The following is a 22,983-nucleotide window of genomic DNA, read 5'->3' as shown; positions in this document are numbered from 1 at the left end:
GGGTAGGCGGTACGAGCAGCTACCTTTACGAATGGAGCTTCGAAATGGACGTTCACGATAGCGGTGCGGCCCATCGCGGGCCGACTATGCGAATTCCCCGTAGCCGAGGGGCCCTCGGCGGGCTCGCGGTGCTCCTCCTGGGGATCTGGGGTGCGTTGATCCCGTTTGTCGGGCCCTCCTTCGACTTCGCGTTCACGCCGGACGAACCGTGGGTGTGGACGGCGGCGCGCGGATGGCTCCAAGTACTGCCCGGCGGCGCCGCGATTGTCGGCGGGTTGCTCATGTTGGCGAGCCGCAACCGTCTCGTGGCGAGCTTCGGCGGTTGGCTGGCGACGGCGGCGGGCGTGTGGTTCATCATCGGGCCACTACTGGCGAATCTGTTGAGCATCGGCACGGTCGGCGACCCCGTCGCCACCTCCGATCTCAAACGCGCCCTATTGCAACTGACCTATTTCTACGGTCTCGGTGCGCTGATTCTGTTCTTCGCCGCGACGTCCCTCGGCCGATTGTCGGTGCGTAGCGCCCGCGATATCGCCTTCGCGCGACGTGAGGTCGATGCCCGAACGGCGGCCAGGGCCGATGGCCGTAGCCGCCCGGTCGACGAACCAGAACCCGCCGATACCGGCTACCGGCCCGCCGCCTCGGGGCGGCCACGGCTCGATAAGCCCGGGTTCGGCGGCAGGGCGACGTAGAGTCCGGGTTCCGACGTGGAGTCCGGGTCCCACATCACGCGAGACACGACCCGACTCCAGCGCCGGTCGCTCGCCGCGCTCCCCTGGGTCCGTCCGCCAACGCACCGCTATCGTTCGGCAGTCGCAGGACCGGCTCGCCGGGCGACGCTCTCGCGCGGCATCGACGAGGCCATATGATCCCAATCTCGGCGCGGCTTGTCCGACGATCGGCGGATCACAGTGGATGAGGATATGCGGCGCTCGTCGCGGAACCGGGCCGAAATGTCCGACGGTTGGCGGGTGATCTCCGCGTGGCGGGTCGCGAGGATAGTGTCATGGATCCCGAACTCGAGCCATTCCTGTCACTGTTCCCGCCGTCGGACCTGTCCGACCCACCCACCGCGCGCAAACAGCTCGCCGAGTTGGCCGCTGCGGTACCCGTTACCGACACCGCGCACCTGGACATCGAAAACCGCAAGGTCCCAGCCGATCCCGACGTGCCGGTGCGGATCTATCGCCCACACCGGGCCCAGGGCGCCATCGTCTGGCTGCACGGCGGCGGATTCGTCATGGGTGATCTCGATACCGAACACCCTTGGGCGACGATGCTCGCCAACGGCTCCGGCGCGACCGTGATCTCCGTAGGCTACCGACTGGCCCCCGAAAATCCATTCCCCGCAGCACACGATGACATTTACGCGGTGCTGAACTGGACCGCCGAACACGCAACCGAACTCGGCATCGATCCGTCGCGCATCGCGATCGGCGGCCACAGCTCCGGCGCGGGTCTCGCGGCCGCGGTGGCGTTGCGTGCGCGCGACGAGCAGGGGCCGCCGATCCGCTTCCAACTGCTCCACCAGGCCGGACTGGATGACCGACAGCTGACGTGGTCGCAGCGGAATTTCACCGATACACCGTTCTTGACCCGCGGCAAGGTCGCGCAGATGTGGGCGTACTACCTGGGTTCCACTCCCGCCACGCCGTATGCCGCCCCGGCGCGAGCCACCGATCTGTCCGGCCTGCCACCCGCTTACATAGCCGCCGCGGAGTTCTGCCCGAACCGCGACGAAGGTATCGACTACGCACTGCGCCTGATGGCTGCCGGGATATCGGTCGAACTGCATCAGTGGCCGGGCACGTTCCATGGCTCGCAGGCGATCTTGTCCGCGGAAGTGTCACAGCGGCAGAACGCCGAACTGGCGGGGGCACTGCGCCGAGCCTTGGCCGAATAATCCGACTACGGAACGACTCCGTCGGCCAAGTGCCGGGATCCACCGCGTGGTGTGGACGGGCGCCCGAGCCGTCCACAAGTCGATCACGGGCAGAGCACGGCGACACTACCCCGGTACGGCGTGGTCGTGCACCTCGTGGACGCGGCGTCAGCGGCCGGATCGGTGCATGACCTCTCGGGCCAAGGCCCGGTATTGCTCGGCGCCGGCGGATCGTGGCGCCCAGGTGGTGATGGGTTCACCGGCAACACTGGCGTCGGGGAAGCGGACCGTTCGCGAGATCACCGTGTCGTAGACCTGGTCGCCGAACACCTCGGCGACCAGGGCCAGTACCTGACGCGCATGCAGCAGGCGCTGATCGAACATGGTGACCACGATGCCGAACAGGCTCAGCCCGGGGTTGAGCCGGTCACGGACCTTGTCCATGGTGTCGGTGAGCAGTGCGACCCCGCGCAGCGAGAAGAACTCACATTCCATCGGGACGATCACACCGTCCGCGCAGGCAAGCGCGTTCACGGTGAGCAGGCTCAAGGATGGCTGACAGTCGATGAGTATGTAGTCGTAGCGGTCTCGAATCGGGGCGAGTACCCGCCGCAGCGAATGTTCCCGGCCGACCTCGTTGACCAATCGAATCTCCGCCGCGGACAGATCGATATTGCTCGGTAGCAGATCGACATTGTCGACGTGAGTGTTGATCAGCACCTCGTCGATCAGTTTTCCCGATCCCCCGAGCAGGTCGTATACCGTCGATGGCAGATCATTGAGTACGGCACCCAACCCCGCGGACAACGCGCCCTGCGGATCGAGGTCGACCAGCAGCACCCGCCGACCGCATTCGGCCAGCGCGGCGCCGAGATTGATGGTCGAGGTGGTCTTGCCGACGCCGCCTTTCTGATTGCACATGGCGATGACCTGTGCTTCAGCACGGGTCACCGAGAGTTCGGATGCATTGACCGCACTCACGATTCGCAAACGCTTCGGCTCGTCTCCACCGCTGAGCCGGGCAGGTCAACTGACCGCAGGTAGTTTGCCAACATGTCGCCAGATTAGCGGTTCATGCCGGAGAACGAACAACGAACCCCAGATGAATCCTTGCTCATCATGGATCAAGGCATAGATCGCTGACAATTCACTGAACCGACCGCTTGGTCGAAACCGCCTCGCCGGGAAGGTATCCCGGGGAGTGCGCAGGTCCCGGCTCGATTCGGGGCAGCTTCGCGGGTTGTCCAGACGGTCGTTATGATCACCATCCTCTGCTCACGATCCTCTGCCCGCTGTCCACCACGAAAAGGAATGCCCATGGCACGCAAGGTCGTTGTGACGCTCGTCGATGACTTCGACGGCAAATCCCCTGCCGAGGAAACAGTGGCCTTCGCCCTCGACGGCGTCGAATACGAGATCGACCTATCCATCACCAACGCCGGTCAACTGCGCGGCATCTTCGAGTCCTGGACCTCGAACGCTCGCAAAATCGGCCGCGCGGCCCGGGTCAAGAGCCAGACCTCGCGCACGGCGAACGACCGCGCCCGCACTGTCGCCATCCGCGACTGGGCCCGCGCCAAAGGCATCACGGTGTCAGCCCGCGGACGGATTTCAGCAGAAGTAGCCCAGGCATACGAGAAGGCCAACGCCTAACCGCGCTTACGACACTGGAAGAGAGGTCCCGCGCCGCTCGTCGGAGCACTGCGGCGAATCGCGGATTCGCGAGCAAACAGCGGTGCGGGGCCAACCAGGTCGTCCACCCCGGGCGGCCGCGTCAATCTGTTTCTCGCCGCGCCGACCGTTTACCGCGGCCGAATCGTGGGAGCCGGCCATTCCTGTCGCTGACATCCTCAGTCGGCGGGACGTAAAGTCCCGGTTGCTGTTTGCCGTCCGAAACCATCCCGCGCGACGGTCACGAGAGCGCCTTCGCGCGGAGTCGCTGAAACCACCAATCCCTGGTGGTCGAACAGCGGCGACCGCAACCGATAGTCGAAGACCTGATCACCGGCGTATCCGCGGGCTCGGGCGGCTTCGGCCATGGCCGTCGCCTGCAATGGACCGTGCACGAGCAGACCCGGATAGCCCTCGACCTCGCGGGCATAGTCGCGGTCGTAGTGGATGCGGTGGGCGTTGTAGGTGAGCGCGGAGTATCGGAACAGCAGGGTCGGGGAGGTATCGATGGCCCATTCGTCTTCGGCCGGAGGCACTTTCGCGTTCTGGCTCGGATCCGGTTCGCTGGATCGTCGGCTCGGTTCGACGGCGTCGCGGTAGACGATATCCTGCCGTTCGTCCACCACGATCCGATCGCCCTGCAGAATCTGGTGGCCGATGGCGACGAAGGTCAACGCGCCGCTGCGTCCCTGTTTCTCTGCTGTGGACAGCACTTTCGTACGTTTCGTCGCCGGTTCACCACATACCAGCGCCCCGCGCGTGCGCACCTGCCCACCGGCCCACATCCGACGTCGACCGAGACCCGGCGGCTCCGGAACGGAATGGCGAATCGGATGACCATCGGCCCCAAGATCCGCCTGCGCGGGGCGTTCGAGCAGATAGATCCAGTGCCACAGCAGCGGTAGTCCCTTGTCCAGATCGGGCAGCGGCACACCGAGCAGCCCGCTCAAGGCCTCCGCTGGAGCGGGCAGCAGCAGTTCGCTGCGTTCGACCATCTCGGTCATGCCAGCTTCTCCTCCGAAACATGTTCTGCGGGTGTGAATTCCGCTCGTAGAGCCGCGGTGTGCTCCCCCATCCGAGGCACGGCACCCATCGCCGGTTCCCAACCAGCCACTACCGGCGGCAGCATGGCCTGCATCACCCCACCGGGTGTATCCACCGGCCGCAGGCGATCGCGGGCAATGAGCTGCGGATGCTCGGTGAACTCCGCCGGTGTGCGCAACCGCGCATTCGCGATACCGGCCTGTTCCAGCAGCTCGATGACCTCATCGGTACCGGTTGCGGCGAACACCTGCTCCAGCAACGCGGTCAACTCCCGGTCGTGTTCCACCCGATCGGTATTCGTCACGAACCGCGGATCGTCGATCAGGTCGCAACGTCCGAGCACGGTTTCGCACAGCGCAGTCCACTCGCGCTCATTCTGGATACCGAGGAATATGGTGCCGTCGCCGGTGCGGTAAGGGCCGTACGGCGAGATCGATGGATGTTTGGCCGCACTGCGGCGCGGCGGTTCGTCGCCGTAGCGGGAGAAGTAAGCCGGTTGGCTCATCCACTCCCCGAGCGCATCGATCATCGCGACGTGCAGACTCGCCCCGACACCTGTGCGCACCCGGTCGTAGAGCGCGGTGAGGATGCCACTGTAGGCATACATACCGGTGGCGATATCGGCGATCGAGAACCCCGCCTTGGCTGGTACTTCCGTTGTGCCCGTTGACATCACGAGCCCAGTCTCGCATTGCAACAACAGGTCGTAGGCCTTCTTCGACCGGTACGGGCCGTCGGGCCCATACCCGGAGATCGAGCAGTGGATCAGCGCGGGCCGGGCCGCGCGCAACGTCTCGGCATCGAGTCCGAGCCGTTCGGCGGCACCGGGGACCAGGTTCTGCACGAATATGTCCGCTCGGGCGATCATCGCATCGAGTAGCCGACGGTCGGCGCGATCCTTGACATCGAGTTCGATGCTCTCCTTGCCCCGATTGAGCCACACGAAATAGCTCGACTCTCCGTGGACGGTTTGGTCGTAGCGTCGGGCGAAATCGCCGCTACCAGGTCGTTCGATCTTGATAACGCGAGCACCGAGGTCGGCGAGCTGGCGGGTCGCGAACGGCGCGGCAACGGCCTGTTCGACCGCGACGACGGTGATGTCTTCGAGAGGGCGGCGCATGCGGTGCCTTCCGGGAAAGTCGGTGCTCAGTTGATCCGATTACGACTGATCAGCTGGCGCGCGATCACACCGCGCTGAATCTCATTGGTGCCCTCACCGACGATCATCAGCGGTGCGTCGCGGAAGTAGCGTTCCACATCGAATTCGGTCGAATATCCGTAGCCTCCGTGTACGCGCACGGCATTGAGCGCGATCTCCATGGCGGTCTCCGAGGCGAACAGTTTCGCCATACCGGCTTCCATGTCGGCGCGCTCCCCCGAGTCGTAGCGACGCGCGGCGTAGTGCACCAGCTGGCGGGCGGCGGTCAGTTTCGTCGCCATATCGGCGAGATAGTTGCCGACAGACTGGTGCTGCCAGATGGGTTTACCAAAGCTCTCCCGGTACTGGGCATAGCGAATCGAATCCTCCAGTGCGGCCTGACCGACACCGAGCGCGCGGGCGGCCACCTGAATGCGCCCGACCTCCAGACCGCGCATCATCTGCGCGAATCCCGCACCTTCGACCCCGCCGAGCACAGCCGATACGGGCACCCGCATATCGGCAAAGCTCAGCTCACAGCTCTCGACGCCCTTGTAGCCGAGTTTGGGCATATCTCGCGATACCGTGAATCCGGCGCCCTTTTCCACCAGCAGAATGCTGATACCCCGATGCGCGGGTTCGGCGGTCGTATCCGTCTTGCACAGCAGCGCGACCAGATCCGACCGGCGGGCATTGCTGATCCAGGTCTTGGAGCCGTTGACTAGGTAGTCGTCGCCGACCCGGTGCGCGGTTGTGCGCATCGACTGCAGATCCGATCCGCCTCCCGGTTCGGTCAGCGCCATGGTCGCGCGCAGCTCGCCGGTGGCCATCCGAGGCAGGTACCTGTCCTTCTGCTCCTGAGTTCCGTAGTCCAACAATAGTTTTGCGACCACGGTGTGACCGCCCATCGCCCCCGCCAGGCTCATCCAGCCCCGCGAGAGCTCCTCGGTGACGGCGGCGTAGCACGGTGTGGACACCTTGGACTCGCCCCAGGGTTCCGGGATGGCCAACCCGTAGATCCCGAGCTGCTTCATCTGATCGATCAGCTTCTCCGGGTAGGTGTTCGTATGGTCGAGTTCCTGGGCGACCGGTTTGACTTCCCGATCCACGAAATCACGCACCACCGCGACGATCGCGGATTCCTCCTCGTTCAGCTCGTCCATACGACATCCTCTCGACACTCCGCACTACCATCATGAGAGCTAATACAGGCCTGGGTGAAATGCCGAGTTCTGATATCACTATGCCAGCTCGCGATATGCAGGAGTTACGGATGGACTTCAAGCAGCTGAAGGCCATGGTCACGGTGGCCGAGGTCGGTAGCGTCACCAAGGCCGCGGAGTTGCTACACCTCGTCCAACCCGCCGTGACCCGGCAGATTCGCATGCTCGAGCATGAACTCGGTGTCGCGCTGTTCGAGCGCACCCGGCAGGGTATGCGACCGACGGACGCCGGAACCGTCATGGTCGAGCGGGCGCGACGGGCGCTGCACGAACTCGATCGTGCCCGCGCCGAACTTCGACCGGCGCCCGGTGTCGTCACCGGGGTGGTCAGCGTCGGCCTGTTGGAGAGCGCTGCCGACCTCTTGACCGAACCACTTGTCTCGGCGCTCGCGCGCGATCATCCCGGCATCGAATTGCGTGTGCTCACCGGCTATTCCGGACATCTGCAGCGCTGGCTCGACGATGGCGATCTGGACCTGAGCCTGCTGTACAACCTGACCAGCACACCGTCGCTCAATGTCGAACCGCTTGCGCGGGAACGACTCTGGGTGGTCGCGCCACCGAGCGACGACCTACATGCCGAACGTCCCGTCACCCTGGCCGAGGTCGCGACCCATCCGATGGTGATGCCAGCGCCCGGGCATGCGCTGCGCGCCCTGATCGACGGCGCCGTCGCGCAGACGCAGGTGAGTTTCAATGTGACCGTCCAGACCAATTCGCTGCGTCTACAGAAGCTGCTGGTACTCGGTGGCCACGGCTGGACGATTCTGCCCGGCGTCGGCATCGCCGACGATGTCGCCAATGGAACGCTCAGCGCCGCACCGCTGCGCGAACCGGAGGTCTGGCGACTGATCGTCCTCGGTATGCCGCGGACCGGTCGCGTTCCCGCTGCCGCCGAAGTCGTTGCGGCCGAGCTCATCCGCCAGGTACGCGCCGCCGTAGCAGCAGGGCATTGGCCTGCGGCCCAACTCATCGACCGCAGCGAACGCACCGCGGATTGATTGCGCAGCCTAAATGGCTATCCACTATGACCCGTTCGACGTCCATCACGTCCAGAACCAGCGACGTATGACGCCAGGCAATATGGGCATCAATTCTTTTTATTTCTCAACCATGTCGATCATCACCCATGATCGGGCAGGTAGGCGGTCCGAATATGGAGTCCACATCATGGGTCGGACCGGCGGCGTCGCCGACGACAACGGAGCCCGGATCGTAGTCGGCTACGCCACCTTCTGATACCGAGGTTCGCCATGCAGCAGTATCCGATGTTCATCGACGGACACGACCACGAGCCGATCGGCGGTGAATGGTTCCCCACCGACAACCCGTATCTGGGCGAACCATGGGCTCACATCGCCGAAGGCGGGACCGAGGATGTCGACGTCGCGGTGCGGGCGGCGCACCGGGCCTTTACCGGCGGCCCGTGGCCGGAACTCACCGCGAGCGCTCGCGGCGCACTGCTGCGCCGCCTCGGTGACACCCTCGCCGAGCATGCGCACCGACTGGCCGAGCTCGAGGTCCGCGACAACGGCAAATTATTCGCCGAAATGTATGGCCAGCTCAGCTATCTGCCGCAGTGGTTCTACTACTACGGCGGACTGGCCGACAAGATCGAGGGAACGGTGCTGCCGCTGGACAAGAAGGGCTACTTCGCATACACGCGCCAAGAGCCCGTCGGTGTCGTCGGCATCATCACGCCGTGGAACTCCCCACTGATGCTACTGACCTGGAAACTGGCCCCCGCCTTGGCCGCAGGCTGCACCGTGGTGATCAAACCGTCGGAATTCACCTCCGCCTCCACGCTCGAACTGGTCAGATTGTTCCATGCGGCCGGAGTGCCGCCAGGGGTGATCAACGTGGTGACCGGTTTCGGTGCCGAGGTCGGCACACCGCTCGTGGAGCACCCACTGGTCCGCAAGATCACCTTCACCGGATCCGATTTCACCGGGCGCCGGATCAACGAAACTGCCGCCCGCGATCTCAAGCACGTCAGTCTCGAACTGGGCGGTAAATCCCCGAATATCGTATTCGCCGATGCCGATCTCGACGCCGCCGTCAACGGCGTCGTATCCGGCATCTTCGCCGCCACCGGACAAACCTGTATCGCCGGCTCGCGCCTGCTGGTCCAGGACAGTATTCACGACGAATTCGTCGCGCGCGTAGTGGAACTCGCGCGCACCGCCCGCATGGGCGACCCCATGTCCGAGGACACCCAAGTCGGCCCGATCACCACACCCGCGCAATACACGAAGGTGCTGGACTACCTTCGGATCGCCGAACAGGACGGCGCCACACTGGCTTTGGGCGGTGCCGTCGCGACGCGTCCGGAATGCGGCAATGGTTGGTTCATCGAACCGACCATCTTCACCGGCGTCGACAATCGGATGCGCATCGCGCAGGAGGAAGTCTTCGGACCGGTCCTCGCCGTCATTCCGTTTCGCGCCGAAGACGATGCCGTCGCCCTCGCCAACGATGTCCGCTTCGGCCTCGGTGCGGGCGTCTGGACCAGTGATATCGGCCGTGCGCTACGCATGGCCGACCGCGTTCGCTCGGGCACCGTGTGGGTCAACACCTATCGTGCGGTCAGTTTCCTGGCGCCGTTCGGCGGGTTCAAAGATTCCGGGATCGGCCGGGAAAACGGAATCGACGCCGTCCGGGAATATCTCGAAACCAAGACGGTCTGGATCAATTCCGGTGCGCCCGCGGGGAATCCATTCGTGATCCGCTGATCCGCCAAGGCCTGTCGACGATCCGACATGGCGGCGCAGTAGAGCTGAGCTACGAGCATCTGAGCGACATAGAGATCGACCTCAGACGTGGGCACACGCGGGATCCGTATCACCGTGCCACCCATCGGTGAATGATGACGCCGGAGATGTGCCAAAGTTCTACGTAGCAGTCACGCGGGCACGGTCAAGCGTCGCCTTCGTCCTATAGCCAGACACTACTCACTCTTTGCGTTTGCCAGATAGCGAGAGGCATGCCACCTCGTCCCATCGGTATCCGCAGCCCCGCCGCTCGAGCGCAACCATTGTCACGTCGGAAACCGTGACAGCAACGCCATCGAGCGGCGCGTATATAGCAGCCGCCGTTGCAGCAGCCTCCGCCGAGAGTCCCTCATACATCGGGTAGGCAATCGTCACGTGTGGCGCGGACGACGAGTCCTTCACCGGAGCATCAGGGAAGGCGAACAGGGTTGCTGCGCGCAGTGTGTCTCGAAGGTTATTGATCTGCTCGGCGGGCGAAAGGATAAAGCCGATCGCACCACGGAGATTGGTCAGCCGCTCAATCGTCAGGGTGAACGGGGCCTGATCTTCACACGCGCTTCTGGCAGCTTCAGTGATCGAGGCTCGCTGCTCCGGTGTACTCGCACCGTCATGGGCGATCCTGTCGAGCGTGAGGTGAAGGCCGTCATCCGGCGTCAGGTCGAAGAGCCTCGTATCTATCGACTGCTGGCAGTCTTTGGCGGCTGCGTGAAGGTCCGGCGCGTGCTCAAAGGTGAGGAACCAGTAGTAGCCAAGCGGACCGATACGTCCTTCACGCGGTCGCCTATCCATGCTGTTCATCGGGAGTATTCACGCTCGTCAGCATGTCCCGGAGCATCCGCAGCTCCGAGGTGTTCCCCCACCGGACAGTCGCATCACGCACGAACTCCGAACCTCGACGTTGAACTTGAAGCATGAGCGTACCTCTGGAGGGATCGAGGGCGTCAAGCATGATGTCGGTCGCCGCGTCCAGGTCAGCGTCATCAGTCAGAACATGTGCCCGTGCCATGTCGATCATCACCAGCGAACGACCCCAGGGGGAGTTCGCCTCATTCATTTCAGCCAGGGCAAGGCGGGCATACTCTTCGACTCTTTCCGGCGCCGCCAACGACAGGTAGGCCGTGGCCGCATTACCGGCTATCTGCGCTGAGCTGTAACTACCAAGAGAAATGCTCGACGGCACTCCCTCTGATGCTCTGCGACGTGACAGCGCCTCGTGCGCCTCACTCACGGCACGATGCACACCCTCTGTATCGCCGAGTCTTCCCCTCGCCCGTGCAACACCATTGATCGCGAGACGCAACCTCGCCTCCATCCCCCAGACGAGTGCATCGTGCATCTGCAAGCCGCTTATCTACTGCTGGCCGAGGATGACTGAGTTGGCGATACCGGTCATGTGGATTCTGTGGCCCGGCTCGGTGATATTCACGGCGGTGCTCAGTGACCGGGTTGGAGCGTACTGGAGTTCGACGGACACGCTGGGACGACACCGGGCGGGGACGATGCCGAGCCAGGCCCCCTGGGACGAGGTGACGGAGTTCCCCGACGAGGACGCCTCGGAGAGCGATCGAGCGCCGGTCGGGGCTACGACTGCCCGCGGATACAGGATATTCGGCCTTTCACGCGGCACACTCCGATACGGCGGCCTCCGTGGATATGAACCACCACCTTGTGGACATGGCGGGAACTTACTCGAACCGGACCGACATCTTGCAAGACTTCGCTGAACTGCGGCAACGGATCGAGCAAAGCGGACCACGCAAGTCACGACCGTCACGAGACCGAAGAAGCAGTTGACCACTGAGGAGGCTGCCACGATCGTGGCCAAGTACGAAGCTGGCGTTTCCGATGGCTCAGCTGAAGATGGAGCACCACATGGCCAAGCGGACGGTGGCGAAAGTGCTACGAGACAACAGGGTTGCGATCCGGCCACAAGGCGGGCCGCATCGCTAGGCGGGGGGATTCTGCCGTCTGCGTCAGCAACAACGGTTCGCGGGTAGATCACTGCGGTCAACCATCGACACGGTCGACGCCTTGCCGCATGTCGTTGACGACATATACTGTACGTACTGTGGATGAACTGTTCACCATCGAAATCGAGCCAGAGGTGCGGGACTGGCTGGAGGCGCTGCCAGCCAGACACTTCCTCAAGATCGACGAATATGTCGGTCTACTCGCCGAACAGGCAGAGTCGCTCGCCGAGCCCTACGCCCGATATCTCGGTGACGGGGTCCGCGAGTTGCGCCCGACAGTTGATGGCGCCGCCATCCGCATCACCTACTGGCTCGCACCAGGACGGCGAGTGATCCTGCTAACCGTGTTCCGCAAGACCCGGATGCGAGAAGACGCCGAAGTTAAACGCGCGAAACTCGCTCAACAAGTCTGCCAAGCCGAACACGAACCCGCCCACCAAGAATTCGTTCGCACAGTAGAGAGAGGAGAACTGGACCGATGAACCACACACGCTGGAAGACCCTCCGGGAACGCAAACTCGCAGAGGGCGACACCGAACCCGACGAAGTCACCGAGGCCCGCCGCGAAATCCGACTCTCCATGGCACTGGCCCAAGCCGTCTACGACCGCCGGACCGAACTCGGACTCACCCAAGCCGACCTCGCCGAACGCGCTGGCCTCACCCAAGCCAAAATCTCCCGCATCGAAGGCTCCGACACCGTGCCAACCCTCCCCCTGCTCGCCAAACTCGCCGACGCCCTCGACGCCACCCTCAACATCGCCCTCGACGCCGACGACACCCTAGTGAACTTCACCAGTCACCACACCGACGCAGCCTGAAGTCGGCTATCTCGGGGGCCTCATCTACGTTGGATGGCTCCCGTCGTAAACCACTGGACGAGAGTTCAGCCTCGGTCAAATCATGACGCAGAAAGTTCTGCTGGCTTCGGTCAAGGGCTTACCCTCGTCCAGCGCACCCGCTGCAACATAACATCATTGGCCTTCGACTGGTCGAGCTGCTCCAGATGCTGCCCTGTACCGGCACATTCCGGCACCAACGGCTGCGGCAACGTATAGACCACGATCGGATAACGTGCAGCACTACCGATCTCAACGCAGCGAAACCGAACCACACCCGGGAGACAATGTTCTAATCGGCTTCGAAAATAACCCGGTGTGGGGTGCTGCCGGCAGGTAGACCACAAATCGTACCGTCTTCCTGGAGTCCACTACCGAGGCTGCCGACTGACAACGTACGGGATCGACTCCGAAGAAACCGTTTAATGTCGGCCTCGAACTTATACTGTCCAGCAGGATCGACCGGAGTCATGGTCCAATCTTTGTACTTGAGGTGGCCGGTCTGCTCAGCATCGTCTCTACGGTCATGGTGATTTCGATACAGAACCGCGAGATCGACGTCGCCGACTGTTTCCTTCAACTCATTCAGCATTGATCCGAACAACACCACCTTCTGCACAGTCCAAACAGAATACGGGTCTGCGTTCACCGTCCGCACTCGATCCATAAATTCAGCCAGGACCTTCTCCGCGGTAGCGCGCTTGACCGGCCTCGCTGCGCTGGCATTGGCGAAAGCGCCACCTAGGACGGTCATGCAATATTGGTCTTCATTGATGGAATTGAATATCCGTTCTGAACGTTTTTCCAAATACTTCAGCCGAACAAGTTCATCGAATACGTACCCCGGATCATCTAGGAATAGTGAACGATTCCCGTAGTCCCGCGCAGTGAATTCAGCTACGAAGCGCTCGCGCGCAATCAGATCTCGACCCGAAATGCGACGCATTACATCACGGACAGTAATCATAGCCTCGCCGGTATCCGAGAACTCATCGTTCGCGCTGATATTCATATTGCCTCTTCCACCTTAAGCAATGTTTCAGTTGCTATGGACTACCGCCAGTCTCGAAAATAACTTCCCAGGCAACGAACGACTACGCATGTCGCCGATCTCGGATTCGACGACACTGCGGACACCGCGCCAGATCTCGACAAGGATGTGCGTGTGGGGTCGGTTGGGACATCTATCAGTGCCACCACTCATCAGTGGCCGAAGTGAAGAATCACATGGCCCGAGATTCGAGGAACACGTCTCACGGCGACCGCGTCGCGACGCCCAGCCGTCTAGTTCAGACCACGTATCCTTTTTCCAGGCACCGAGTCAGGATTCAAGAGCGCCTCGAAGACCCGGTATCCGGAGTCCTTAACGCCTCCAGCAAACGAGAGTGCACCAGTCGCTGTCAACTTTGCAGCAACTCCATCCCAATATTTTGCCTCCCGATCCCAGTGGATCTGCGACAACAGAGCCAAGAAGTCCACGTAGGAGGGGAACTTCTCGGCGGCCCAGCTCATCTTCTGATGTGCCGCGGCCCCCAGCGCAGCAAGGACAGCCGGTGCTGTAATCGCGGAATGGGTGGCAAACGCATCGGTGAAGGCCTGCAAGACAGCAGAGAGGGCATCGATGACCTCGCGCGTGACCTGACCTTCCGTGAGCTCACCGGGAAGATCTTCGATCTCGACCGTTCCCGAAGTCGCACCTATTCCGCTTTTACCAAGAAGCGTCGTCACTACCATGGATCGAACTGCAGACAGTGTCACCCAGTGTGCATCGTTTGCACTAACCTGCCGCTTGCTGGAGTTGACGAAGTTACCGAATGGCTGGGAGCCATCGGCGGTCGTAACCATTATACCGTCAACGAGTTTTCGTGTGATCGTGGTTGCAAGATCCCTCTGGTCCATCGAAAGGGCGAGGCTCTTGTCAACCGACACACCCTTCAAGTTCCGATCATGGAATATCTGACGGGCGGCTAACGTCCCAATACCCCAGTAGATCTCGAAGGCACCCATTACTTCGGAAAAGTCCGTTTCGACAAGACCATAGCCTGCCTTGTTCTTCCAGATGCGATGCATCGCGGTGAGCTGAGTTTCGGCGTCAACGGCAATTATCTGATCCCGCAACGGAAGCAGCGTATTGCCGTCCGCATCGACAATAAGTGTTCGCGGACACCACAGAGTAAGCGGCGGTGTCGACCATGCATCCCCGAACTCGCCCTTCAACCCGGCAGCGATATAGTCCGCATACGGGCCAATATTCTTCGCTTTGGCGCTCGCCTTGTTGCCAATCAGCCTTTGAACCTCACCCCGAAGCGCTGCATACTCATCCAGGCCTAGATCAACCTTGCTCGATGCAGACTTCTCAACAACCTCGGGGTCGTTCACGATCGCGAGCAGGTTCTCCCAATCGAGAATTCCGATCGCAACCTTGTCGCGGAGTTGCTTGACGTTGACCGGCAAGCCAGTTCGGACAGGTGCATCTGTAGCCATTGGATTCCTTCGAAGGAACTCAGGTGCCGGTTGGTCCGGGCACGATGCTTGACGGCACTAGCCGCGGCTCCGCTTCGCAAGTACTGAAGTCGACTTCAGTACAGAATCTCATAACCGCGGCTACCGACCGTTTGGTTTTACCTGACGGCGTTAGGCGCGACACATGGCCCTCTCGCAAGGAGGACGACGGCCCGGTCCTTGTTGTACCGGGCCTTCAAGTGGACATGGCGCGAATCGAACCCGGCTGACGAACACCACCGGCTGGGCGGATTGGTGATCGCTACCAGCCGTAGATGGAAAAAGGACCATCACTGGCGATGTGCGCCATGGCCGCACGACAGTAGCCGATCATGTAATCAGGCGGTTCATTGGCTGAAAACCATTGCAGCTCTGCGCATTTGTCTGGTTCCCGGTTCCGGGGCTCCCCCTCCCAGGAACGCACCGAAAAGAAGAACGCCATTCGTCCGCCGGAGGACGAGTTGTGCATGATGTGGGCGAAGTGGACGTCCTTGGGAGCGATGCTGATCCCGATCTCCTCCTCGGCTTCGCGAATCAGGGCGTCGATCACGGATTCGCCAGCTTCCAGGTGGCCGGAGGGCAGGTGCCAGGCTCCGTCCTCGTAGCCGGTGTTCTGGCGCTGGCCGAAAAGGACGTCGCTTCCGCGGCGCAGCACGAGGTGAACATCGCCAGTGACTTTGTGTCGCCGAGTATCTGAGCCATGAGCCTTGGTGGTCGCGTCAGTCATGAAACGAAAATCCCCTCTGTCCATAATCGTTGAGCTGGGGTTTGCGCCAAGGGAGTACCGGGGCAGGATCAGCCGAACGCCGACCATGGCACCGGAAAATACGTCGGACTTATCGAACGGGCTTGGAAACGCCGAAACCCCTGGCCCGCAAACGGACCAGGGGTTCGGCGTGCCGAATTGTGGTCAGCTCTTGACCAATTCGGGGACTGCGGTGTCGACTTCCTCGGCATCCTCAGGGACCGCCGCCGCCCGGCTCGGCAGCAGCACGGCCATGACGATCACGATCAGTGCCAGAGCGGCGGAGACCAGGAAGGCCAGGCGCATGCCGTCGAGGTGGGCCGTGACGGGGTCGGTGCCGTCGGAGACGAGTCCGGTGCTGCGGGCCGACATCACCGTGACCACCAGGGCGGTGCCGAAGGCTGCGGCGACCTGCTGCAGCGTGCCGAGCATCGAGCTGCCGTGCGAGTACAAGTGCTGCGGAAGCGCGCCGAGCCCGAGGGTGAAGACGGGGGTGAAGGCGGCGGCCAGCGACACCATCAGCAGGATGTGCAGGGCCAGCAGCTGCCAGTACGGCATGGACATCGAGATCTGGGTGAATCCGGCCAATGCGGCGGCGATTCCGATCGATCCGGGAATGACCAGAACCCGTCCACCGAACCGGTCGAACAGGCGGCCGACCGTCGGCCCGAGCAGACCCATCGCCAGCCCACCCGGCATCACCAGCAGCCCGGTCTGCAATGGGCTCAGACCGCGCAGGTTCTGCAGATACAGCGGCAGCAGGATCATCGAGCCGAGCATCGCCATGAACGCGACCGACATCAGCACCAGTGCCTTCGTGTAGGTGCCGGACAGCAGGACTCGCAGATCCAGCAACGGGGTGCCGATGCGCTGCAGCCGCAGCTGACGGAAGACGAATACGGCGATCAGGGCCGAACCCGCGGCGACGATCAGGGCCGGGCTGGTGTAGTTGTCGCTCTCGAAACGGCTGAGCCCGAATACCAGCCCACCGAACCCGAGTGCGGCGAACACCACGCTGGACCAGTCGATCGCCCCGGCTTGCGGTTCACCGACATTCTCCAGCCGACGCAGGCCCAGCCAGGTGACAACGGCGGTGATCGGCAGGACAAGTACGAAAAGCCAACGCCACGAGCCGATCTGGAGCACCATCCCGGAGACCACAGGGCCGAGCGCGGGCGCCACCGAAATGGCGAGGGTGACATTGCCCATCACCCGGCCGCGGTCCTGTTCGGGCACGACGGTCATGAGTGTGGTCATCAGCAGCGGCATCATGATCGCGGTACCGCCCGCCTGGATGATCCGTCCGAGCAGCAGCACCCCGAACGACGGCGCGACGGCCGATAGCGCGGTACCGGCCAGGAACACTCCCATCGCCACCGCATAGGCCCGTCTGGTCGAAACCCGCTGCAGGAACCAGCCGGTGGTCGGGATGACCGCGGCCATTGTCAACATGAACGCGGTGGACACCCATTGCGCCGCCCGCTCGGTGACCTCGAGGTCGGCCATCAGGCGAGGGATCGCGTTGATCATGATGGTCTCGTTCAGGATCACCACGAAGGTCGCGAGTACCAGTACCCGGATGACGGTCGGCGTCCGCCCTCCCGAGGCGGGGGCGGAAAGTTCGGCTGACATCGGGTGTACCTCCAGAGCGTCTCGGTGGGATTGCGCGTGGCGCGTTGCCGATTCCTCGGACCGCGCCACAGTGGTTGAGACGGGACAGGCGGTTCGAATTCATCGGCCGCGCCAGTATTGCGGTCACCACCGACAAGTTCGGTCGTTGCTCCGATCCATTCGACACATCCGCCCCACCGAGGCATGTGAATGAGAACATGTCTCTCATATTCAGGAAGTCTGTTTCGGAAACGCAAGAACGTCCTACCGGCGGATATGGATGGCGCCCGTCGCTGCCGCGACATTCCTGTGCGGCGGCAATGTGGCAGGAGCCGAAGAGCCGAACGCAACGGCCCCGTGGCTTCCGCAGGATGCGCTCTGCCCGCGCTAGGAACCTCCCCCCGGCAATTGGTGTCGACGGGGACCGGTGAGCATCCTGGCGCAGGCGGTCGCTTGGGCGCACCCCAACGGCTGCGAGACGGAACAGCGCCAGATCGCCGCCGCGGTCGTGCTGTTCCGCTATCCATGCCCCGAATCCGGCGCTGTCGAGCTATACGCGCTGATCGGCGGCGGGCACACATGGGCGGGCTCGCCGCCCATCGCCCCCGAACCGCTGGTCGGCGCTACCCCATCAATCAGCGCTGATCAGCTCGTGCGGGATTACTTCCGAACCCATCCGCGCACCAGCCCACTCCGGTGGTCTGAGCCATCACCACCGGTACCAGCGACCGCGGGTCCCCGCGGAATCGGCGGACCGGAAAACAAAGCCGAGCGCCCAGAGCACCAGGACCACAATCGCAACCCACCATAAAGCCTTTACCGCGAACCCCACGCCGAACAAGATCAGCGCCAGCAGCAGAACCAGCAACAGAGCGACCATTTCTTCTCACCTCCTGCCGCTCGCATACCCGGCAACCAGCACAAATAACGGATATCGGCGATCGGGCCGATGGGTTCGATCCTCGGCTCCGAGTCGTGTTTCCATCGCTTCGGAAAACACCCGCTTCGCGGACCCTTTATGAAGTACGGTCAGCCCATGTCCGAGGACTGTGTGGAGCGATCCGAGGTAGCGCAATCCAACACCTACAACTGGGAGGTCGTTGGCAGCGGTCCCGCCGGGGATTCCGTTGTCGACTCCGGTGACGGGGAATTCGGAATTCCCGACGACTGCACCGGCCGCACATGCACCAACCACATCGAGGTCGGCACCGCGGTGTTCGACCGGGTCGTCGCGGACATCATCATCGAGTACCGAAACGCGGTACTCGATGCCCGCCTCGAAGACGAACCCGACCCGGCCCCGCCGCTGCACCGGGTCAGCATGCGGGTTCGTGACGGCAACGGCGCCGAAATGCTCTCGACGACAGCAGCATTGACCTACCCTGTCGTTACCGTCGCCGATACCGACACCTACCGTAAGCAGGTGGCGTTGGCCGAAAAGCGGGAGCGGCGGCGACGCGAACGCCGCGACAACGCCATTGCCGCGGGAAGATGCGCCCCACGCTCGGGACCGGCCGACCCACGACTGGCCGGACTCATCCTCAACCTGCGTGTCGAGGCCGACACCGTGCGCGAGGAAGTCCCCGACGCCGACCACTGTCGGGAACAATTGGCATTGGCACAGAACACTGTCCAAGCGGCAACCGAAGCAGCGGCACGCGCACAAATAAACGGAACGAGAGCCGAATTCGAACATGCCCACGCGTTTATCCAACGGTGGACGCCACGGATAAACCGCTGGGCCGCATTCCTCGAACTGACCACCGAGGCATATGCCGACGCGGACGCTGTCGACGCCCTCGCCGATCGCATCAGCCTGCAACCCCCACTCGAGGAGTAGCTACTCGATCAGCTTCTCGCTCTTCAGCCAGTCGTAGGCGACATCGGCGGGATCCTCGCCGTCGATATCGACGCGGCCGTTGAGGTCCTGCATCAGCTCGTCGGTGAGGTGTTCGGAAATCGTGCCGAGCAGGGTTCGCAACTGCGGGTAGCGGTCGAGGACGACGCCGCGCACGACCGCGGTACCGCTGTAGGGCAGGAAGAACTTCTTGTCGTCGTCGAGCACAACCAGGTTCAGGTTCTTGACTCGGCCGTCGGTGGTGTAGATCATGCCGAAATTGCACGGAGCGCCCTTGGCCGTCGCCGTGTAGACGACGCCGGCGTCCATTCGCGTCACATTTCCGGCGGGCACACCGTTCGGATCGTTGTAGGGGATCCCGTACTTGTGCAGCATCGGGATGAAACCATCTGAGCGGCTGAAGAATTCGTCGTCGACACAGAAGGTGCGATCGGGCACCGGGAGCGCGGCCACATCGGACAGCGACTTCACCTGTAGGCGTGCGGCATTCGGCGTCGATGCGCCGAAGGCGTATGTGTCATTGAAATTGGCCGGTGACAGCCACTCCAGATCGTGGTCGCGCTTTTCGATGTCGTGGACCCGCTGCCAGAGTTGCTTCGGATCCGAAATCGTCTCGGTCTCGTTGTGGTAGTTGACCCAACCGGTGCCGGTGTACTCCCACAGCACGTCGGCATCGCCGTTGAGCTGGGCCTGTCGAGACGATGCGGAACCCGGCGCTCCGGTCAGATCGGTGACATGGGCGCCCGCCGCGGCAAGGTAGGTCGCGGTGATCTTGCCGAGCAGTATGCCCTCGGTGAAGCTCTTCGAGGTGACGACCAGCTTCGCACCGTCCAGCGGCCGCTCGCCATCGGGCAACCGCGCGTCGTGGAATGTTCCGGACGAGCTCACCAGACCGCACCCCGCGAGCAGCGCCGTGGTCGCGACGAGCGCCGAAAGAAACGTGACCAGTGGCGATTTCATGAGACACCGCGCGGCGTCGCGGCCAGTTCGACGAGTCTGCCGAGCCAGTCGATGATCAATGCGAGCAGCCCGACGAGGATCGCGCCGGAAATGAGCAGCTTGGGTAGGAAGAGGGTGACACCGGTGGTGATCAGTGTGCCGAGGCTGGTAGCGCCGATGAAGGTACTGAGCGTCGCGGTACCGACCAGAATGACCAGCGCGGTGCGCACACCGTTGAGGATCACCGGCACCGCGAGCGGAAGTTCGACCTGCAACAGTGTCCGCGTACCCGAGAACCCGATACCCCGCGCGGCCTCGATCGTGCGCTGATCCACCTGGCGCAGCCCGACGATCGTGTTCTGCAGGATCGGCAGGATCGCGTACACCACGAGACCGACTATCGCCGTGCGGAATCCGGTGCCCAACCAGAAGGTGAACAAGACGAGTAGACCGACCGCGGGCGCGGCCTGGCCGATATTGGCGATATTGACGGCGATGGGCTCGAACCGCTGCAAAGCTGGACGGGTCAGTGCGATGCCCAGCGGAATCGCGACGACAACAACGATCACCGTCGCGACCACGGTCAGCTTGATGTGGGCGAGGATCGTGGTCTGCAGATTGGCCCAGCCGAGAGACGCCTGTTCTGTCCCCGTGAAAGTGGTCGAGCGATACCAGATGACGTATCCGATCGCGATGACACCGATGACAAGCGGTTCGAACCACACGTCGATCGGGATGCGGCGCAGGCGATTCATGAGAGCCCGGCCGATCCGGGCTCGTCGGCGGCGACCACAGGTGTCGGCGCCGAATCGGTGCCATCGATGTACGTCTCATACGACAGGTCCTCGCCATCGCCGGTTCCCTCGGCGAGTTTGGCCCGGATCACCTCGGTCACCGAGGTGATGCTGAGCGATCCGACGACCGCGCCGCGACCGTCGGTGACCAGCGCCGCGCCCTGGCTGGTCGCGAGCATGGCGTCCAACGCGTCATTGAGGGTCGAAGATCGCGCGACGACGGGCAAGCGCCGATCGAGGAAGTCGGAAACCTCGGGTTTGGTTGCGACCTCGGTGAGCGAGGGCCACGATCGCGGCCGCCCGACCTCGTCGACGACGACGATCCAGGTGTGCCCGGCCGCCTTCGCGCGTCCGATCACCTCCTGCGCCGACTCCCCTACCCGAGCGGTGATCACCTTGTCGTAGGCGACATCACGCACCCGCGACACAGTCAGATACGCCAACTTCGCGCCGGATCCGACGAACTCCCGCACAAACGGCGTGGCCGGATCAGTGAGGATTTCCTCCGGGCGCGCGTACTGCTCGACGTGACCGCCTTCGGACAGGATCAGCACCTTGTCACCGAGTTTGGTGGCCTCCTCGAAGTCGTGCGTGACAATCACGATGGTCTTTCCGAGTTCGTGCTGAATGGCGATCAGACTGTCCTGCAGGCGAACCCGGGTGATCGGATCGACCGCGCCGAACGGCTCGTCCATGAGCAGGACCGGCGGGTCGGCCGCGAGGGCGCGGGCGACACCGACCCGCTGCTGCTGTCCGCCGGACATATCTTTCGGCAGCCGGTCGGCGAAGGTGCCCGGGTCCAGACCGACCAGATCGAGCAGATACTCGGTGCGTTCGGCGATCCGCTTCTTGTCCCACCCGAGTACCCGCGGGATGGCGCCGACATTTTTGGCGACCGACCAGTGCGGGAAGAGCCCGCCGGACTGGATGACATATCCGATCGACTGCCGCAGCTTGTCCGGATCTTCCCGGGTGACGTCGCGGCCACCGATGAAGATCCGGCCTTCGGTGGGCTCGATCAACCGGTTGATCATCTTGAGTGTTGTCGTCTTACCGCAGCCGGACGGGCCGACGAAGGCGACGATATGGCCGGCGTCGATTTCCAGGTCGAGCCGTTCGACCGCCGGTTTCTCCTGGCCCTTGTAACGCTTGACAACCGAGTCCAGCGTGATGGACGCCCCGGTGACATTGCGTTCCGGTTCGGTCATGACAGTCCCTTTGCGATCGTGAGGCGTCCGAGCAGGACGAGGAGCGCGTCGAACACCAACGCGATGAGGACGATGAGAATGGTGCCGGTCAGCGCCATTTCGAGCGCGTTCGCGCCACCGAGCCGCGAAAGGCCGTTGAAGATCAGCGACCCGAGGCCGGGTCCGAGAACATAGGCCACAATGGCGGCGACGCCGACGATCATCTGGGTGGACACCCTGATGCCGGTGAGGATCACCGGCCACGCAATCGGCAACTCGACGGTCAGCAGAATGCGCCATCGCGAAAAGCCGATCCCGCGTGCGGATTCGACGACCGCGGCCGGCACCGACCGCAAACCGACGATCGCGTTTCCGATCACCGGCAATGCCGCGAAGAAGGCCAGCATGATGAACGACGGAACCACGCCGAGTCCGAATGGGACCAGCAGCAGCGCCAACAGCGCGAGCGAAGGAATGGTCAGCGCGACCCGGCTCGAGGTCAGTGACAGCGCGGACATCAGCGGAAGCCGATAGACCGCGACCGCGATGAGAACAGCGACGATAGTTCCGACCAGCACCGTCTGAAATGCCAGGGAGGCATGCTGATATGTCAGAAACGCCAGAGTCTCTCCCCGTCCTCGGATGTAGCTCCACAAATGCACGGGATTCCCATCGTCAGCCGAAGACCGGTCGGTACCTGCCTGCGCACAGTAACCGGACACGCGAATTATCAAAGACTAAACGAAACTGCCGCACGCCGCCTGATGGCGGCGGTGAATCGGCTCCCTCCATTACCGACGACTCCAGTTG

At 63.0% G+C, this 22,983-nt stretch carries 24 protein-coding genes; 9 read left to right on the top strand and 15 right to left on the bottom strand.

Going from position 1 to position 22,983, the window contains the following annotated elements:
* The first annotated feature begins 44 nt into the window (after nt 1–44).
* Both ACIBG0_RS06035 and ACIBG0_RS06030 read left to right on the top strand, forming a co-directional pair.
* A complete protein-coding gene (locus ACIBG0_RS06035; RefSeq protein ID WP_397029666.1) occupies nt 45–692 on the top strand; it encodes a hypothetical protein in 648 nt (215 codons plus the stop codon).
* Between the two features lie 314 nt (nt 693–1,006).
* Nucleotides 1,007–1,903 (top strand): alpha/beta hydrolase, encoded by an 897-nt coding sequence (locus ACIBG0_RS06030; RefSeq protein ID WP_397029664.1) that lies wholly within the window; start codon nt 1,007–1,009, stop codon nt 1,901–1,903.
* A 147-nt stretch (nt 1,904–2,050) separates the two neighbouring features.
* On the opposite strand, the gene ACIBG0_RS06025 is transcribed toward ACIBG0_RS06030, so the two are convergent.
* Nucleotides 2,051–2,803: a ParA family protein gene (locus ACIBG0_RS06025; protein WP_397030233.1), complete on the bottom strand. Its 753-nt coding sequence runs from the start codon at nt 2,801–2,803 to the stop codon at nt 2,051–2,053.
* 396 nt (nt 2,804–3,199) lie between these two features.
* Here ACIBG0_RS06025 and ACIBG0_RS06020 point away from each other — a divergent pair, with 396 nt between their 5' ends.
* Complete coding sequence (locus ACIBG0_RS06020) at nt 3,200–3,535, top strand: Lsr2 family protein (protein WP_397029662.1); 336 nt, start codon at nt 3,200–3,202, stop codon at nt 3,533–3,535.
* Between the two features lie 197 nt (nt 3,536–3,732).
* Here the strand turns inward: ACIBG0_RS06020 and ACIBG0_RS06015 are convergent, their stop codons facing one another.
* The 3 genes from ACIBG0_RS06015 to ACIBG0_RS06005 are packed head-to-tail and all read right to left on the bottom strand — an operon-like array spanning nt 3,733 to nt 6,898.
* A complete protein-coding gene (locus ACIBG0_RS06015; protein WP_397029660.1) occupies nt 3,733–4,557 on the bottom strand; it encodes a mesaconyl-C4 CoA hydratase in 825 nt (274 codons plus the stop codon).
* On the bottom strand, nt 4,554–5,717 hold the full coding sequence (locus tag ACIBG0_RS06010; protein WP_397029658.1) for a CaiB/BaiF CoA transferase family protein: 1,164 nt from the start codon (nt 5,715–5,717) through the stop codon (nt 4,554–4,556). Before ACIBG0_RS06010 ends, ACIBG0_RS06015 begins: the two co-directional genes overlap by 4 nt.
* Before the next feature lie 26 nt (nt 5,718–5,743).
* Nucleotides 5,744–6,898: an acyl-CoA dehydrogenase family protein gene (locus ACIBG0_RS06005; RefSeq protein WP_397029657.1), complete on the bottom strand. Its 1,155-nt coding sequence runs from the start codon at nt 6,896–6,898 to the stop codon at nt 5,744–5,746.
* A 110-nt stretch (nt 6,899–7,008) separates the two neighbouring features.
* On the opposite strand from ACIBG0_RS06005, the gene ACIBG0_RS06000 reads away from it, so the two are divergent.
* The 3 genes from ACIBG0_RS06000 to ACIBG0_RS05990 all read left to right on the top strand — a co-directional run bounded on the left by ACIBG0_RS06000 (nt 7,009) and on the right by ACIBG0_RS05990 (nt 9,690).
* On the top strand, nt 7,009–7,959 hold the full coding sequence (locus ACIBG0_RS06000; protein ID WP_397029655.1) for a LysR family transcriptional regulator: 951 nt from the start codon (nt 7,009–7,011) through the stop codon (nt 7,957–7,959).
* 112 nt (nt 7,960–8,071) lie between these two features.
* Nucleotides 8,072–8,197, top strand: a complete 126-nt coding sequence (locus tag ACIBG0_RS05995) for a hypothetical protein (RefSeq protein WP_397029653.1) — start codon at nt 8,072–8,074, stop codon at nt 8,195–8,197.
* Nucleotides 8,198–8,211: 14 nt separating this feature from the next.
* A complete protein-coding gene (locus tag ACIBG0_RS05990; protein ID WP_397029651.1) occupies nt 8,212–9,690 on the top strand; it encodes an aldehyde dehydrogenase in 1,479 nt (492 codons plus the stop codon).
* A 219-nt stretch (nt 9,691–9,909) separates the two neighbouring features.
* Here the strand turns inward: ACIBG0_RS05990 and ACIBG0_RS05985 are convergent, their stop codons facing one another.
* Both ACIBG0_RS05985 and ACIBG0_RS05980 read right to left on the bottom strand, forming a co-directional pair.
* Entirely contained in the window at nt 9,910–10,527 is a 618-nt protein-coding gene (locus ACIBG0_RS05985; RefSeq protein ID WP_397029649.1) for a 2'-5' RNA ligase family protein, read from the bottom strand.
* Nucleotides 10,511–10,909 carry a hypothetical protein gene (locus tag ACIBG0_RS05980; protein ID WP_397029647.1) on the bottom strand — a complete coding sequence of 133 codons (399 nt, stop codon included), beginning with the start codon at nt 10,907–10,909 and terminating at the stop codon, nt 10,511–10,513. The genes ACIBG0_RS05985 and ACIBG0_RS05980 overlap by 17 nt, the downstream gene beginning before the upstream one ends.
* 888 nt (nt 10,910–11,797) lie before the next feature.
* On the opposite strand from ACIBG0_RS05980, the gene ACIBG0_RS05975 reads away from it, so the two are divergent.
* Together ACIBG0_RS05975 and ACIBG0_RS05970 are read left to right on the top strand one after the other, a co-directional pair.
* Nucleotides 11,798–12,181, top strand: a complete 384-nt coding sequence (locus ACIBG0_RS05975) for a type II toxin-antitoxin system RelE/ParE family toxin (protein WP_397029645.1) — start codon at nt 11,798–11,800, stop codon at nt 12,179–12,181.
* Nucleotides 12,178–12,519, top strand: coding sequence for a helix-turn-helix domain-containing protein (locus ACIBG0_RS05970; protein ID WP_397029644.1), 342 nt, complete (start codon nt 12,178–12,180; stop codon nt 12,517–12,519). Before ACIBG0_RS05975 ends, ACIBG0_RS05970 begins: the two co-directional genes overlap by 4 nt.
* Before the next feature lie 310 nt (nt 12,520–12,829).
* Here ACIBG0_RS05970 and ACIBG0_RS05965 read toward each other — a convergent pair whose 3' ends face one another.
* The 5 genes from ACIBG0_RS05965 to ACIBG0_RS05945 form a co-directional block, all read right to left on the bottom strand.
* Nucleotides 12,830–13,549, bottom strand: a complete 720-nt coding sequence (locus tag ACIBG0_RS05965) for a nucleotidyltransferase domain-containing protein (RefSeq protein WP_397029642.1) — start codon at nt 13,547–13,549, stop codon at nt 12,830–12,832.
* 272 nt (nt 13,550–13,821) lie between these two features.
* Nucleotides 13,822–15,021, bottom strand: a complete 1,200-nt coding sequence (locus ACIBG0_RS05960) for a DNA sulfur modification protein DndB (protein WP_397029641.1) — start codon at nt 15,019–15,021, stop codon at nt 13,822–13,824.
* Nucleotides 15,022–15,301: 280 nt separating this feature from the next.
* Nucleotides 15,302–15,766: an NUDIX domain-containing protein gene (locus ACIBG0_RS05955; RefSeq protein ID WP_397029640.1), complete on the bottom strand. Its 465-nt coding sequence runs from the start codon at nt 15,764–15,766 to the stop codon at nt 15,302–15,304.
* A 183-nt stretch (nt 15,767–15,949) separates the two neighbouring features.
* On the bottom strand, nt 15,950–17,416 hold the full coding sequence (locus ACIBG0_RS05950; RefSeq protein ID WP_397029638.1) for an MDR family MFS transporter: 1,467 nt from the start codon (nt 17,414–17,416) through the stop codon (nt 15,950–15,952).
* Nucleotides 17,417–18,104: 688 nt separating this feature from the next.
* Complete coding sequence (locus tag ACIBG0_RS05945) at nt 18,105–18,275, bottom strand: DUF5670 family protein (protein WP_397029635.1); 171 nt, start codon at nt 18,273–18,275, stop codon at nt 18,105–18,107.
* A gap of 156 nt (nt 18,276–18,431) precedes the next feature.
* Between ACIBG0_RS05945 and ACIBG0_RS05940 the strand changes: the two genes are divergently transcribed.
* Nucleotides 18,432–19,235 (top strand): hypothetical protein, encoded by an 804-nt coding sequence (locus ACIBG0_RS05940; protein WP_397029633.1) that lies wholly within the window; start codon nt 18,432–18,434, stop codon nt 19,233–19,235.
* On the opposite strand, the gene ACIBG0_RS05935 is transcribed toward ACIBG0_RS05940, so the two are convergent.
* The 4 genes from ACIBG0_RS05935 to ACIBG0_RS05920 are packed head-to-tail and all read right to left on the bottom strand — an operon-like array spanning nt 19,236 to nt 22,835.
* Nucleotides 19,236–20,213 carry a glycine betaine ABC transporter substrate-binding protein gene (locus ACIBG0_RS05935; protein WP_397029631.1) on the bottom strand — a complete coding sequence of 326 codons (978 nt, stop codon included), beginning with the start codon at nt 20,211–20,213 and terminating at the stop codon, nt 19,236–19,238. It abuts the gene before it with no gap.
* The gene (locus ACIBG0_RS05930) at nt 20,210–20,947 is read right to left on the bottom strand and encodes an ABC transporter permease (RefSeq protein WP_397029629.1); all 738 of its coding nucleotides are present in this window, start codon (nt 20,945–20,947) and stop codon (nt 20,210–20,212) included. The genes ACIBG0_RS05935 and ACIBG0_RS05930 overlap by 4 nt, the downstream gene beginning before the upstream one ends.
* On the bottom strand, nt 20,944–22,194 hold the full coding sequence (locus ACIBG0_RS05925; RefSeq protein WP_397029627.1) for an ATP-binding cassette domain-containing protein: 1,251 nt from the start codon (nt 22,192–22,194) through the stop codon (nt 20,944–20,946). The genes ACIBG0_RS05930 and ACIBG0_RS05925 overlap by 4 nt, the downstream gene beginning before the upstream one ends.
* Nucleotides 22,191–22,835 (bottom strand): ABC transporter permease, encoded by a 645-nt coding sequence (locus ACIBG0_RS05920; protein ID WP_397029625.1) that lies wholly within the window; start codon nt 22,833–22,835, stop codon nt 22,191–22,193. The genes ACIBG0_RS05925 and ACIBG0_RS05920 overlap by 4 nt, the downstream gene beginning before the upstream one ends.
* Nucleotides 22,836–22,983: the final 148 nt, after the last annotated feature.

The organism is Nocardia sp. NPDC050630, from assembly GCF_044457245.1.
GTDB lineage: Bacteria > Actinomycetota > Actinomycetes > Mycobacteriales > Mycobacteriaceae > Nocardia.
Note: the sequence above shows the minus strand (reverse complement) of the source record. Positions and strands in the feature narration are given on the sequence as shown.